Here is a 14,076-nt window from a genome sequence, read left to right on the forward strand (position 1 = left end):
GTCGAAGCTGCCAATCTCCCCCCTTGAGGGGGAGATGTCCGGCAGGACAGAGAGGGGGGCCTCGCGCCGGCGCCTCCTTCGTCATTCTAGGGCGGAGCAAGGAGCGAAGCGACGCGCGCAGACCCTAGAATCCATACCGTGACATTGGCCATAGAATGCAACGACCCAGAATAGCTGTTGGTCGTAGCGCCAGGTAAGATCGCCACATGACAGGCTACGTCTACATGACCGCGAGCCAGAAGGGCGGCACGATCTATATCGGTGTCACCAACGACCTTGCTCGTCGCATGCCAGAGCACAAGACCGGCCAAGGCTCCAGCTTCACCAGCCGTTACGGTGTGCAGCGTCTGGTCTGGTACGAGGAATATCTCGACATCACCGACGCCATCCAGCGTGAGACATCATTGAAGCGCTGGCCGTGCCAATGGAAGGTTGAATTGATCGAGAAGAGCAATCCTGAATGGTTCGAGTTGTTTCGCGGAATTGGCTGGTGAGCGTTCTGGACCGTGGCGGCGCTCAGGCGTCACGGCATGGATTCTAGGGTCTGCGCGCGTCGCTTCGCTCCTTGCTCCGCCCTAGAATGACGAAGGAGGCGCCGGCGCGAGGCCCCCCTCTCTGTCCTGCCGGACATCTCCCCCTCAAGGGGGGAGATTGGCAGCTTCGACGCTGGCACCTTTTCTGCAACATTGGTGATTGGCGAAAGCCGGCGTGACATCTGATCCCCCCTTGAGGGGAAGATGCCCGGCAGGGCAGAGAGGGGGCGAAGGGACGCGACGTCCGTCATTTCGCTCGTGGTCTATCCCCTACGCCCTGCGCCTTTCCGGCCCCTCGTCCAGCCACGCCACATCCTCCGGCGTCAGCTTGATATCCAGCGCCTTGAGGCTGTCCTCCAACTCGTCCAGCGTGCGGGGGCCGATCAGCGGCACGGACGGAAAGGGCTGCGCCAGCACGTAAGCCAGCGCGACATGGATCGGGCTCTTGCCGAGCTTTCGCGCCAGTTCGATGGCGCGGTCGCGGCGGCCGAAATTCTTTTCCGAGTACCAGACCCGCACCAACTCCTCATTGTCGGTCCGGTCGCGGCCGGCTCGGTCGGTGAAGAAGCCGCGGCCCTGGCTCGACCAGGCGAAGTTCGGCATCTGCCGCGCCGCCAGCCAGGCTTTCCAGGCGTCGGTCGACGAGGTGACGCAGCCGGCCCAGATCGGCTCCAGCATCTCGGCCAGCGAGAAATTGTTGGACAGCGCGCCGGGCTTCTGCCTGCCGTTCTTCTCGGCATAGGCAATGGCCGCGTCCATGCGCTCCATCGTCCAGTTGGAGCCGCCGAACAGGCCGCGGATGCGGCCGGCCCTGGCCTCCGCGTCCATCGCGTCGACGAATTCGCCGACCGGCACGTCCGGATTGTCGCGATGCATGAAATAGATGTCGACATGGTCGGTCTGCAGCCGGTCGAGCGACTGTGCCAGTTGCTTGCCGATGACGTCGGGATAACAGAGCGGCGAATGCGCGCCCTTGGCGATGATCACCGATTGCGCGCGCATGCCGCGATTGGCGAGCCATTGGCCAAGCAGCGTCTCGGTGTAGCCGGCGCCGTAGACAAAGCCGGTGTCGAACAGATTGCCGCCGGCCTCGAAACAGGCATCGAGCAGGATCGAGCCGGAGGAGAAGCTGCGGAAATCCTCGAAGCCGAGTGCCAGCCGCGAGACGGGCATCGACAGGCCGGGAATGTCACGCTTGCCGATGGCGGCGCCGTTGGTTCGCAGCCGCCGGCCGGAGATGGTGTTGACACGCTTAGCCGGCTTCTCGATCTCGTATTCGAGCCCGACAGCGGCGCGCCATCTGTCGAGGACGCGCAGCGTGCCGAGGCTGTCGGCCCAGGACATGCCGGGCCAGGCGAATTCCTGCCGTCCGGCGAGGATCGCCTCGCCGGCGGCGTCGACCTCGAAGGAATAGAGGTGGCAGGTCTCGCCGAGGCTGATCACCTCGCGAGCGGCCCCGGACCGGATCACCTCGATCCGGCCCGGTCCGACATCGCGGTTGCCACCGGCGAACCAGAAATCGGGCACCTCGATGCGGCCCTTGGTGCCGAGGATACGCAGCACATTGTCCTGGTCGAGCGAGATGCTGCCGGAGATTTCGGCGACGATGCCGTCGGGGAAATGCAGCAGCGCGGAAGCCCACTCGTCGACGCCGGACTGGCCAAGATGGGCGGCGCCCACAACCTTGTCGGGCTCGGCGAAAGGCTGGCCGATCGTAGCGCCCGCGATCAGCCGCGCCATCGATACGGGATAGCCGCCGACATCGAGGATGCCGCCGCCGGCGAGTTCGTTGGCGTAAAGCCGGTGCTCCGGCATGAAGCCCGGCATGGCGAAGCCGAAGCTCGACTTGATCATGCGCACCTCGCCAACGGCGCCCGACTTGATCAGCTCGACCAGTTGCAGGGTCTGCGGATGCAGCCGGTACATGAAGGCTTCGCCGAGGAAGGTGCCGGCCTTGCGTGCCGCATGCATCATGGCGTCGGCTTCGAAGGCGGTCAGGGCCAGCGGCTTTTCGCATAAGACATGCTTGCCGGCTTCGGCAGCCTTGATCGCCCATTCGGCATGGCCGGGATGCGGGATCGAAATGTAGACGGCGTCGACTCCATCGTCGGCAAGCAGCGCGTCGTAGCCGTCGAGGATGCGCGCGCCTGGAAAGGTCTCGGCAAGCCCCGCTTTGCCCGGATTGCGGGCGCCGAGCGCCTCGAGCGTGCCGGTGCGCGACTGCGCCACGCCGCCGGCAAAGGACTTTGCGATGCTGCCGGGCCCGAGGATGCCCCAGCGGATTTTCTTGGATGAGGATGTCATATCAAATACTCCATGGGTCGCCGCCACGCCTGGCATGCCGGCAAAGAAAACTTTCGGGTCAGCGGATCCTTGCGCCTGCCTTGTCGAAGAGCAGCGCCCGTTCCGCCTTGATCGAGACCGTGAAATGATCGCCGCTGGCGCGCTGGCGCGAGGCCTCGCGCTCGACGATCAGCTCCTCGGGTCCGGCATTGGCGTAGACATAGCTCACCGAGCCGAGATGCTCGGCGACGTCGGCCTTGACCGGGATGTCGCAATCGCCCTCGCCGGCCTCGAAGAAATGCTCCGGCCTGACGCCAAGCACGACCTCGGCATCAAGGGCGGGAAAAGCTTCGGCGAGCGGTTTGCGCAACCGCGCGCCGCCATGATGGACGAGCTCGACGATTGTCGCGCTGTTGGAGATCTCCACGACCTTGGCGCTGAGGAAATTCATCTTCGGCGAGCCGATGAAGCCGGCTACGAAACGGTTTGCCGGGTCGTCGTAGAGATCGAGCGGCGCGCCGATCTGCTCGACATTGCCGGCCTTCAGCACGACGATACGGTCGGCCAGCGTCATGGCCTCGGTCTGGTCGTGCGTCACATAGATCATGGTGACGCCGAGTTCCTTGTGCAGGCGCGAGATCTCGACGCGCATCTGGACTCTTAGCTCGGCGTCGAGATTGGAGAGCGGCTCGTCGAACAGGAAGACCTGCGGCTCGCGCACGATGGCGCGGCCGATGGCGACGCGCTGGCGCTGGCCGCCGGAGAGTTGCTTCGGCCGGCGTTGCATCAATTCGTCGATGCGCAGGATTTCGGCGGCTTTCCTGACCCGGCGCTCGGTGTCGGCCTTCGGGTTGCCGTTCATCCTGAGGCCGAAGGAGAGGTTCTGCTCGACGGTCATATGCGGGTAGAGCGCGTAGGACTGGAACACCATGGCGATGCCGCGCTCGGCCGGCTCGACATCGTTGATCACCTTGCCGCCGATGGCGATGTCGCCGCCGCTGATGTCCTCCAGCCCGGCGATCATCCTCAGAAGCGTGGACTTGCCGCAGCCGGACGGACCGACGAAGACGACGAACTCGCCGTCGGCGATGTCGATGTTGGCGCCGTGGACGACTTCGAAGACGCCGAAGCGTTTGACGACATTGGTGAGGGTGACGGCCGCCATTGCGCTCCTTCCTACTTGACCGCGCCGGCGGCGATGCCGGCGATGAAATGACGCTGCAACAGCACGAAGACAACGAGCATCGGCACCGTCAGCATGACGGCGCCGGCCATGATGCCGCCCCACGAAACCTTGGTCAGGCCGATCAGCGTGCCGAGCGCCACCGGCGCGGTCATCGCGCCCGGCTGGCTGTTGATCAGCAGCGGCCAGAGATAGTTGTTCCACGAGGCGAGGAAGAGAATGATCGCGAGCGCCGCGAGCATCGGGCGGGCCAGCGGCAGCGCCACGAACAGGAAGATGCGCCATTCCTTGACGCCCTCGACGCGCGCCGCGTCGAACAGCTCCGCCGGCATCATCGAGAAAGCCTGCCGCATGAAGAGCACGCCCAGCGAATTGAACAGTGGCGGCACGATCAGCGCGATCCAGGTGTTGGCCAGAGCGAAGTCGCGCGCCACCATGATGAATTGCGGGATGAGCACCACCGCGTAGGGCAGCGTGATGGTGCCGAAGATGATCGCCACCACCGCGCCCTTGCCGTGGAATTCGTAGCGCGCCAGCGCCCAGCCGGCCATCGAGGTGAGCAGCACCGAGAGGATCGTGTAGGTCACCGCGACCGAGACCGAGATGCCGATGGCGCCGATGAAATTGGTGTCGCGCTGCAGGTTGGCGACATTGTCGAGGAAATTGTCGTGCGGCAGAAGCTCGATGCCGGGGCTGAAGATGCCGTTGTCGGGCATGGTGGAAAACACCACCATCATCCACAGCGGAAACAGCCAGACCAGCGCCAGCGGCGTCAGGAAAAGATGCAGCGCAATGACGCGCCCGAGCCTTGCCTGCGAGCGCGAGGTCATTTCGGCTCCCTCATCAGCCAGAGCTGCACCAGGGTGATGGCGATGGCCAGCCCGGCCATGGTGTAGGCGACGGCGGAAGCGTAGCCGAAATTGAGCGAGCGGAAGCCCTGGCGGTAGAGCAGCAGGCCGAGCGTCTCGGTGCCGCCGCCCGGTCCGCCGCGTTCGGTGATCAGGAACGGCTCGGTGAAGAGCTGCATGGTGCCGATGATCGACAGCACGGCGCAAAAGACGATGACCGGCTTCAGCAATGGCAAGGTGATGTAGAAGAATTGCTTCAGCCGGCTGACACGGTCGAGTGTCGCCGCCTCGTAGACGTCCTCGGGGATAGACTGCAGGCCGGCCAGGATGATGATGGCGTTGTAGCCCGCCCAGCGCCAGGTCACGGCGATCATGATCAGCGCCATGGCCGGCGTGACGTTGGAGAACCAGTCGATCTTGGGCAGCCCGACGCTGTTCAAGAGCTTGTTGACGATGCCGAAATCGAGGCTGAACATCAGCCGGAAGACGGCCGAATAGGCGACCTCACCGACCACCACCGGGGCGAAGAAGGCGAAGCGGTAGAGGCCGCGCGCCTTGAGCAGCGGCGAGTTCAGCAGCACCGCCATGACGATCGCCAGCGCAATCATCACCGGCACCTGGATGACCAGGATCAGCAGCGTGTTCTTCAGCGCATTGTAGAAGGCGGGGTCGCCGATCAGGCGGCCCCAGTTGAAGGCGGGCGCGAAGCGCCACGGCACGGTGCGCGTCGCCTGGAAGGAGATCAGGAAGGACGAGATGATCGGCCAGATCCAGAAGATGGCGAAGATCAAAAGATAAGGCGCGAGGAAGCGGTACGCGGTGGCGTTCTGCGTGCGCATCGTCTTCCTCCTTTCTCTTGTCTTTTCCTTCTCCCCTTGTGGGAGAACGTGGCCGCGCAGCGGCCGGATGAGGGGTGTTCCAGGGAAAGCCGACGTCTCACTCCGCTGGAGCACCCCGTCTTGGCGCTGCGCGCCAATCCACCTTCTCCCACAAGGGGAGAAGGTGCTAATCGCCTACTTCACCGGCAAACCAGTCGCGGCGGCGATCTGCTTGGCGGCGTCGTCGAGCGCGGCCTTGGCGTCGGGGTAGCCGCTGGCCAGATATTTGGTCTGCACGGCGCGCATGATGATCTCGGCGTCGCTCTGGAACTGCGTGCCGCGGCTCGGCACCACCTTGGGCAGGGTCGCCAGGATATCCTTCCAGACCGCCTGGTCGCCCCAATAGGGTTGGCCTTGCGCGACATAAGGGTCGTCGAGCGCCGAGATCAGCGAGGGCACCAGGCCGAAATCCTTCAGCATGGTGATCTGGCCCTCATTGGTCTCCAGCGTATATTTCAGGTAGGCGTAAGCCGCCTCCTTGTTCTTGGAGGCCGAGGTGATGGCCAGCGACGAGCCGCCAAGATTGGCGGCGCGCGGGCCGTCGGCGGTCAGGCTCGGCATCAGATAGACGCCCCATTTGCCGCTCTCCTTCGGTGATTCGGTGCGGATCGTGCCTTCATACCAGCCGCCATAGACCTGGCTGGCGACGGTGCCGGCGGTGTTGTTGGTGATCTTGGTGGACCAGTCGGCCGACGACACGATGCCGGCGTCCTTCATCTCCTTGACCTTGGTCAGGGCGTCGACGCATTTCGGCTCGGCCACGGTGATCGACTGGCCGTCCTCGGCAAAGTAACCGCAGCCCTGCTCGTTGGAGATCATGCGGAAGAATTCGGTGTCGCCGTTGAAATCGGCATTGGTCATCGACACGCCCGGATTGGCGGCCTGGATCTTCTTGCCGGCGGCGATGAAATCGTCCCAGGTCTTGATCGAGGCCGGGTCGACGCCTCCCTTCTCGTAGAAGTCGCGGCGGTAGAAGACGGCCACCGGGCCGGAATCCCAGGGCATCGCATAGGCCCTGTCGCCGACTTCGAGCTCGGTGCGTTTGAAATCGGGGAATTTCTTCTGGTCCTCGGCGCTGTAACCCAGCGTGTGCAGGTCGACGAAGCAGTCCGGGAACTGGCTCCAGTAATTCTCCGCCTCGCCGTTCTCGATCGAGACGATATCGGGCAGGCCGACGCCGCCGGCGGCGCAGCCGGCAATCGATTTGTCATAGGTGGGCTGGTTGCCGAGGTCCTGAACCGTGACCTTGATGTCGGGGTATTTCTTGTTGAAGCCCTCGACCGTCGCCTTCAACGACGAGGCGGCGATGTTCCAGCTCCAGATGGTGATCTCGCCGGACTGCGCCAGGGCCGGGCCGGAGCCCAGGGCAAGCATAAGCGCGGCGCAGGTCAGTGTAGTGCGCATTGAAATCCTCCCATTTCATTTGCTCTCTCACTGTGAGCGTGGCTAGACTATGCGGCGCGGAAGGCTTGTCCCCGACGAAGGGAATAAGAAGTTGGCGGAAAGTAAGATGCCGGGGCGTCCATTCTACCAGCCTGGCGCGAGCAGCGTCGAAGGACTGCCGCTTGTTTTGCAGATGTTCCACAACCACCCGTTGGTGATGCTGAAGCCGCACTGGCACGCCCAGGTCGAGGTGAATTTCATCGTTCAAGGCAGCGTGCATTACCGCATGGCCGAGCACGAGATTGCGCTGTCGGCCGGCGAGATGTGCCTGTTCTGGGGCGGCCTGCCGCACCAGATGGACGACCTCTCCGACGACGCCGTCTATGCCGGCGCGCATCTGCCGCTGGTGCATTTCTTCCGCCTGCATCTGCCGGCCGACATACGCCATCGGCTGATGACCGGCGCGACCCTGGTGACCAACGCCACCGACCAGTCGGACAACGACAATTTCAGGCGCTGGAACGAATATGCGCGCTCGGGCGATCCGGCCAGAGCCGAGCATGCCGTCAACGAGTTGCTTCTGAGGCTCGAGCGGGTGCGCTTCGAGCCCTACCGCCTGGTGCCAGGAGCGGCCTCCGGGCAAGGGGCGGGCAATCCCTTCGACCAGCAATCCTCGCGCAATGTCGGGCGCATGTGCGATTACATCGCCGAGAATTTCCTCTACGACATCGACTGCGTGACCATTGCGGCTGCCGCCGACATCCATCCCAAATATGCCATGAGCCTGTTCAAGAAATCGACCGGCATGACGCTCAACGAATATCTCAATCTGCTGCGCCTGAGCTACGCGCAGGCGCTGTTGATGCATGAGGACGCCAATGTGCTGAGGGTCGCCATGGAATCGGGCTTCGGCTCGCTCAGCGCCTTCAACAAATCCTTCCGCAAGCTCGCCGGCATGTCGCCTTCCGATTTCCGCCGGGCGGGCGCCGCGCGGTAGCATCGCCGAATGGCGTCGCCGGCAGGGTTCTCCCTGCCGGCGTGTCGTGCTTGTCGGCTCAGTTGGCCGGTTGGACGGCCGAAACCATGAGCTTGCCGGCCTTGGCGGAATAGGTGACGGTGACCTTTTCGCCGACCTTGAGGGTCTCAACCTCGATGTTTTCGGGCAGGGCAAAGGTCTTGCCGTCGCTCAGCGTGAAGGAATCGCCCTTCTTGTCGACGCTGGCGATGGTGCCGCTGGCCGCCTTGGCATAGGCCCCGGTCGCGGAGGCGAGAGCCACGATCGCTGCGGCTGCGATGGCGGATTTTTTCATCTTCTTTCCTTTCTTCTCTGAGGTTTCCGGCCCGAACCTCGTCGGGCCGCGCTCCCGATCCGGCGGGAACGGCACAAGCCTAGAGACCGGAGTTTTCGTGCGGCTGGCGGGGGCTATACAAATGCGTAAGGCGGCCGGGACGCGGGCTCCGCCTGCCTCAGGCATCTGGAACTCGCACGGCCGGAAGGCTGATTGTCACGCCGAGACCCGGGTTGCGGTCCTCGAGCGTTATTGCCGCACCATGCAGGTCGGCCACCGCCTTGACCAGGCTCAAGCCCAGGCCGCTGCCCGGCGTCGTGCGGCTCGCATCCAACCGGTAGAGCCGGCGGAACACCTTTTCGCGCTCCTCGGCGGGGATGCCCGGACCATTGTCGCGGACATGGACGAGGACGTGGCTGCCTTCCCTGGTCACCGAGAGCTCAATCGCGGTGCCCGGCGGGCAATGCCTGAGGGCGTTCTCGACCAGATTGGCGAGCATCTGCATCAGCAGGTCGCGGTCGCCGTGAATATACCATTTCGTACCCGGAATAATCCCTGTGGACAAGGACTTGCCATCATCCTCGGCAACGTCGGCATAGACTTCGCCGATGGTCTCGACGACCGGGCCGACATCAAGGTCGACGAAGCGCGCCTTGCGGGCGCCGGCTTCGATTTGGGCGATGCGAAGCAAAGCGTCGAAGGTGCTGTTGATCTGCTGGCTCTCAGCGCGGGCGTCGGTCAGCTCGGTCGAGACGTCCTCGCCCGACACCGTCTTGTCGGCGGCCGATTCCAGGATCATCTGCAGCCGGTTGAGCGGCGTCTTGAGGTCATGGGCGATGTTGGCGCTCACTTCGCGCATGCCGTCGACCAGCGCCGACAGGCGCTCGAGCGCCGCATTCACCTGGGCCGAGACGGCGTCGATGTCGTCGCCGCTGCCGATCAGCGGAATGCGCGCATCGAGACGACCATGCGAGACGTCGACCATGGTGCTGGCGATGCCGTCGAGGCGCCGCTGGACGCGCGAGGCAAGCACGGCGCCGCCGACGATCGCCAGGACGGTGATGAAGAGCGTGGCCCAGCCGAAGCTCATCAGCACGATCCTTTCCAGATCCTCGGTTTCCGAAAGCGAGAAGGCGACCGTCAAATTGTTGTCGCCGACCACGCCCGAATAGGCGCGATACTCGGTGTCGGGCGGCACGCCCGGCAAATTGGCGGCGAACATGGAAAAGCCGTCCGGCAGCGCGGAGGCGGTGAAATCCCCGGCAAGGCGGTTGCCGTCCTTGTCGGTGAGGGAAAAGATCTCGTCCTTGTCCTGGCTGAACTGGGCATGGTCCCTGACCGTGGAGACGAGATCCTCCTCGTCGCTCTCGGCATAGGTCGCGGCGATCAGCGAATAGGTCTCCTTGATCGATTGATCGAGCTGCCTGGCGAGCGAGGCGCTCATCAATTGATAGACGATCGCGCCGGACAGGATGAAGGCCAGCAGGAACAGAAAGGCGAAGGTCAGCGCCAGCCTGAACGGCGTGCTGCGCAGCAGGCTGGAGCGTGTCGCGCTCATGCGATCGCGGTGGGTCGCCCCGCACGTGCGGCCGCGAGATCAGGCCGGGACATGCAGGCTGTAGCCGGTGTTGCGCACGGTGTGGATCAGCGGCACGTCGAAGGGCCTGTCGACCTTGGCCCGCAGCCGGCTGATATGCGTTTCGACGACGCTGGTCTTGGGGTCGAAATGAAAGTCCCAGACGCGCTCCAGAAGCATGGTGCGGGTGATGACGCGGCCCTCGCCGCGCATCAGCACCTCGAGCAGGCTGAATTCGCGCGGCTGCAGGTCGATCGGCTGGCCCTGCCTGGTCACGCGGCGCAGGATCAGGTCCATTTCGAGGTCGGCGACGCGCAGCGCCGTCTTCTGCTCCTGCGCCGCCGGCCGGCGGCCGAGCGCATGGATGCGGGCAAGCAGCTCGGAAAAGGCGAAGGGCTTGACCAGATAGTCGTCGCCGCCCGCTTCGAGGCCCTCGACGCGGTCGTCGACGCCGCCGATGGAGGTCAGGAAAATGGCCGGCGTGCGGATGCCGGCGGCGCGCACAGCCTTGATCATCGACAGGCCGTCGAGGCCGGGAACCATGCGGTCGGCGACGATCACGTCATAGGCGTTGCGGGTCGCGGCGAAGAGCCCGTCATGGCCGTCGCGCAGCAGATCGCAGACATGGCCGGCCTCGGTCAGCCCCCTGACGATGTAGTCGGCGGTTCTCGGATCGTCTTCAACAAGCAGAAGTCGCATCGCCCCGTGCTGTCCTTGCCGCCTCAACCTCACCGGCATGGTAGCGCCGGCTGCGGTTTTTTCTTGGCCGGTCTATCTCTTCGTTGGACGCGGTTCCTGACGGAAATCCCGCGCCACCCGTTGCTGGAATTGCTCTAACCATCTGTTTTTAAGCGCTGCCGGAGCGAAGGCCGCAACACATTTTTGCGAGAAGCGGTTTAGTCGAGCAGCGCCTGTTCGTCTTCGTCGATCAGGTTCCTCAGCGTCATATAGAGAACGATGACCACGATGCAGCCGAGAAAGGTCAGGCTGGTGGCGGTGGTGCCGAAGCCCATGCCGCCATACTCGACCGGTTGCGACAGCAGGTCGCCGAAGGAGGCGCCGAACGGCCGGGTCAGGATATAGGCGAGCCAGAAGGCGAGGATAGAGTTCAGGCCGAGGAAGAACCTGGCGAGCGCGATCGCCGCGATCACGCCGCCGAAGATGAGGCCGGTGGTGAGATAACCCATGTCGAAACGCTCGGCCACCAGATCGCCGGCGGCCGTGCCGAGCGAGAAGGTGAACAGGATCGCCAGCCAATAGAAGATCTCGCGCCTGGTGGTGAAGATGGTGTGGATCGAGAGCGTCTTTTCGCTGGCGTACCAGGCCGCGAAAGTCAGTGCGAGGGCGACCGAGAAGACGATCGTCGTCGTCTCCAGCCGCACGCCGAAATTGTCGACGAGGTTGTCGGTGACCAGGGTGCCGACGACGCTGATCAGCACGACCGCGAGCCAATAGGCCCAGGGCACGTAGCGCTTCTGCGCGAACTGCAGGACAAGCGCGACGACCAGGATGCCGCTCATGATCAAGGATGTCGCGGTAAGGCCGAGGCCGAGATTGACGGCGAGATAGTCGGCCGCCGTCTCGCCCATGGTCACCGCCATGATCTTGATCAGCCAGAAATCGATGGCGACGTCCGGAACGCGGTTCAATTCGGACTCGTGTGCGTGGCTTGCCACGGTCATGGCGATATCCATTTCCGGTTCCTCCGCCGCTTACTTGCCAAGAATCTTCATAGCCTGGGCGAAGAAGTCGTCGGCGCGCTTGTCGTCGTCGGCGTTGCAACGTTCGATGCCCTTCGTCTCCAGTTCGGAAACCTTGTTCTTGTCGGCATCGTTAGGTGTCGCCTTGGCCTCGGCGGCGCGCAGGTCCTTCAGAGCCGTCTCGCAAGGCGTCGGGGCGGCAATCGCCGAAGCCAAGGGAACGATGATCGCGGTAGCGGCAAAGGCGAAAGCAAGGGCAAATTTGTTCATGACATTATCCCGAGGTTGATGATCCATTCGCCGCCCGAAATCGCGTTTGGCGGCGATCGTCAGGCTAGACGGGCGAATTCACCGCGGCCTGTCCGCGCGCTTACAAATTCGTAAGGTCGGCCGAAAACCTCTACCGGGCCTCGTCATCCCGCGGCGGAACAGCTAGAGAAGCCTCGGCGCCCCTGTCGGCGCCGGAGCGGTGAGAAGAATGGCCTATACGTCCCTCAAATCGGCGCCGAAGGCGTTCGACCAGCACAAGCGTCTGATCGTCGTGCAGGCGGCCGCCGTGCTTGCCGTCATCCTGCTCCTGTTCAGCAAGCCGGCGCTGGCCGAAGGGTCGGACGGGCACGAAATCGTCGAGACGATCGGGTTCGCGATGGTGCTGATCTGTTTCCTTGGCCGGCTGTGGAGCATCCTATTCGTCGGCGGCAGGAAGAATGACGAGCTGATCATGTCCGGTCCGTTCTCGATGACCCGCAACCCGCTCTATTTCTTCTCGACCGTCGGCGCTGCCGGCATCGGCCTGATGTTCGGCTCGCTGCTGGCCGCCGCGATGCTCGGGCTGGCGAGCTTCCTCGTCTTCCGCTTCACCGCGCGCAAGGAGGCCGAATACCTCGCCGGCAAGTTCGGTGCGGCTTACGCGGCCTATGCCGACCGCACGCCGCGCTTCTGGCCGAATCCGCTGCTTTACCGCGACGAGGCCCAGTGGCTGTTTTCGACGCGCGCGCTGCGGAACACGTTCCGCGACGGGCTCTATTTCCTGGCGCTGTTCCCGGTCATCGAGGCGGTGGAGTATTTCCGCCTCAGCGGCGACCTGCCGACGCTTTTTACGGTCTATTAGTTTTCCGGCGCGGATTTGGCCGGCGGCTATGCTTTGCCTTGGCAGGCGGCATGCTTTGAGATTGTCTGAAGCGCCCATCGCGATCGTCATCCTATGGCGGAGCAAGGAGCGAAGCGACGCGCGCAGACCATAGGATCCATGCCATTACTTTGAAGCGTCACAACGGTGCAGAATTCTGCCTCGCTGCATTCCACGGCTGAGGGCACGGCATGGATTCCAGGGTCTCCGCGACGCCGCTTCGCGGCTGCTCCGCCCTGGAATGACGAAGCTGGGAAGCTTCCGCCAATCTCCAGCGTTACGCGATCAGCGCGCCCTGCCGCGCGCGGCGCGGCGCGTGCTCTGCAGAAGAATTGCCAGGCAGCCGGCGAGAAGCAGCCAGCCGCCGATGAGCGGCGGCAGCCCCAGGAACTTCACCGCGGCGGCGATCAGTGCAATGAGGATCAGCGCCAGCAGCGCCAGGCTGCCATCGTCGACGAACATGCCGAGGAGCTCCTTGAAGACAAGACGGATCATGGTCATCGGGCGACTCCTTCGGCGGGCGTCGGATAGGCGCCGCGCAGCCAGCGCACGATGGCGAAGGATGCGGCGGCAATGATGGCGAAGATGGCGAGCAGAGCGAGGTCGGCGCCCGGCCATTCGGCGCCGAGGCCTTCGCCGGTCCAGAACACGCCGAAGCTGGTCAGCATCAGCCCGACGACGAATTTCAGGGCGTTTTCCGGCACGCGCGCCAAAGGCCGGTGCACGGCGAGGCCGATCAGCGTCACCAGCACGAAGGCGGCCAGCGCGCCGAGGCCGGCATAGAGCGTCCGGCCATGCGCGGCGCCGACGGCGATGACGATGAACACCACTTCGACGCCTTCGAGCAGCACCGCCTTGAACGACGCGACGGCCGCCAGATAGTCGGCGCGGCGGTCGTCGGCCTGCCGCTGCAGCGCCGCCGTCTCCTTGGAAAAGGCCTGCTCCTCGTCATGCAGCGCGATGACACCGACGCTGCGCAGGATCGCTTTCCTCAGCCAGCGCATGCCGAACAGGATCAAAAGCACGCCGACCACGAATTGCAGGACGGTGATGGGAACGAGCGCCAGCAGCGGTCCGAACGCCAGCACCAGCGCCGCCAACACGGCAAGCGCCAGCGCCGCGCCAGTCAGCGCCGGGCGCCAGCTGCGCGTCACGCCGACGGCGAGTACGATCGTCAAGGCTTCGACCACCTCGACGAAGGAGGCCAGGAAAGAGGCCGTCACGGTGGAAAGTATGGGTGTCAGGCCATGCATGCAGGCATCCTATAGTTCGGA

At 64.2% G+C, this 14,076-nt stretch carries 15 protein-coding genes; 3 read left to right on the forward strand and 12 right to left on the reverse strand.

What is annotated here, in order from left to right:
- Positions 1 to 206: 206 nt before the first annotated feature.
- On the forward strand, positions 207 to 494 hold the full coding sequence (locus FJ417_RS09100) for a GIY-YIG nuclease family protein (protein ID WP_140783221.1): 288 nt from the start codon (positions 207 to 209) through the stop codon (positions 492 to 494).
- A gap of 309 nt (positions 495 to 803) precedes the next feature.
- Here the strand turns inward: FJ417_RS09100 and FJ417_RS09110 are convergent, their stop codons facing one another.
- From FJ417_RS09110 to FJ417_RS09130, 5 genes are all read right to left on the reverse strand, one after another.
- Positions 804 to 2,837, reverse strand: coding sequence for an aldo/keto reductase (locus tag FJ417_RS09110; protein WP_140783220.1), 2,034 nt, complete (start codon positions 2,835 to 2,837; stop codon positions 804 to 806).
- Between the two features lie 58 nt (positions 2,838 to 2,895).
- A complete protein-coding gene (gene ugpC / locus FJ417_RS09115; protein WP_140783219.1) occupies positions 2,896 to 3,981 on the reverse strand; it encodes a sn-glycerol-3-phosphate ABC transporter ATP-binding protein UgpC in 1,086 nt (361 codons plus the stop codon).
- An 11-nt stretch (positions 3,982 to 3,992) separates the two neighbouring features.
- Positions 3,993 to 4,829 (reverse strand): carbohydrate ABC transporter permease, encoded by an 837-nt coding sequence (locus FJ417_RS09120; RefSeq protein WP_140707360.1) that lies wholly within the window; start codon positions 4,827 to 4,829, stop codon positions 3,993 to 3,995.
- Positions 4,826 to 5,686 carry a sugar ABC transporter permease gene (locus FJ417_RS09125; RefSeq protein WP_140783218.1) on the reverse strand — a complete coding sequence of 287 codons (861 nt, stop codon included), beginning with the start codon at positions 5,684 to 5,686 and terminating at the stop codon, positions 4,826 to 4,828. The genes FJ417_RS09120 and FJ417_RS09125 overlap by 4 nt, the downstream gene beginning before the upstream one ends.
- A 174-nt stretch (positions 5,687 to 5,860) precedes the next feature.
- Entirely contained in the window at positions 5,861 to 7,129 is a 1,269-nt protein-coding gene (locus FJ417_RS09130; protein ID WP_140783217.1) for an ABC transporter substrate-binding protein, read from the reverse strand.
- 106 nt (positions 7,130 to 7,235) lie between these two features.
- Between FJ417_RS09130 and FJ417_RS09135 the strand changes: the two genes are divergently transcribed.
- Entirely contained in the window at positions 7,236 to 8,105 is an 870-nt protein-coding gene (locus FJ417_RS09135; protein WP_140783216.1) for a helix-turn-helix domain-containing protein, read from the forward strand.
- A 58-nt stretch (positions 8,106 to 8,163) separates the two neighbouring features.
- On the opposite strand, the gene FJ417_RS09140 is transcribed toward FJ417_RS09135, so the two are convergent.
- The 5 genes from FJ417_RS09140 to FJ417_RS09160 form a co-directional block, all read right to left on the reverse strand.
- On the reverse strand, positions 8,164 to 8,418 hold the full coding sequence (locus FJ417_RS09140; protein ID WP_140783215.1) for a DUF1344 domain-containing protein: 255 nt from the start codon (positions 8,416 to 8,418) through the stop codon (positions 8,164 to 8,166).
- A 157-nt stretch (positions 8,419 to 8,575) separates the two neighbouring features.
- Positions 8,576 to 9,955, reverse strand: a complete 1,380-nt coding sequence (locus FJ417_RS09145; protein ID WP_140783214.1) for an ATP-binding protein — start codon at positions 9,953 to 9,955, stop codon at positions 8,576 to 8,578.
- Between the two features lie 39 nt (positions 9,956 to 9,994).
- Positions 9,995 to 10,672 (reverse strand): winged helix-turn-helix domain-containing protein, encoded by a 678-nt coding sequence (locus FJ417_RS09150; protein WP_042645381.1) that lies wholly within the window; start codon positions 10,670 to 10,672, stop codon positions 9,995 to 9,997.
- 197 nt (positions 10,673 to 10,869) lie between these two features.
- Complete coding sequence (locus FJ417_RS09155; RefSeq protein WP_246687422.1) at positions 10,870 to 11,667, reverse strand: hypothetical protein; 798 nt, start codon at positions 11,665 to 11,667, stop codon at positions 10,870 to 10,872.
- A gap of 18 nt (positions 11,668 to 11,685) precedes the next feature.
- A complete protein-coding gene (locus FJ417_RS09160; protein WP_140783213.1) occupies positions 11,686 to 11,943 on the reverse strand; it encodes a hypothetical protein in 258 nt (85 codons plus the stop codon).
- Between the two features lie 208 nt (positions 11,944 to 12,151).
- Between FJ417_RS09160 and FJ417_RS09165 the strand changes: the two genes are divergently transcribed.
- A complete protein-coding gene (locus tag FJ417_RS09165; RefSeq protein ID WP_140783212.1) occupies positions 12,152 to 12,784 on the forward strand; it encodes an isoprenylcysteine carboxylmethyltransferase family protein in 633 nt (210 codons plus the stop codon).
- 303 nt (positions 12,785 to 13,087) lie between these two features.
- Here the strand turns inward: FJ417_RS09165 and FJ417_RS09170 are convergent, their stop codons facing one another.
- Together FJ417_RS09170 and FJ417_RS09175 are read right to left on the reverse strand one after the other, a co-directional pair.
- Positions 13,088 to 13,303: a hypothetical protein gene (locus tag FJ417_RS09170; protein ID WP_140783211.1), complete on the reverse strand. Its 216-nt coding sequence runs from the start codon at positions 13,301 to 13,303 to the stop codon at positions 13,088 to 13,090.
- Positions 13,300 to 14,055, reverse strand: a complete 756-nt coding sequence (locus tag FJ417_RS09175) for a COG4280 domain-containing protein (protein ID WP_140783210.1) — start codon at positions 14,053 to 14,055, stop codon at positions 13,300 to 13,302. The genes FJ417_RS09170 and FJ417_RS09175 overlap by 4 nt, the downstream gene beginning before the upstream one ends.
- Between the last annotated feature and the right edge of the window lie 21 nt (positions 14,056 to 14,076).

It is taken from the genome of Mesorhizobium sp. B3-1-7 (genome assembly GCF_006439385.1).
Lineage (GTDB): Bacteria > Pseudomonadota > Alphaproteobacteria > Rhizobiales > Rhizobiaceae > Mesorhizobium.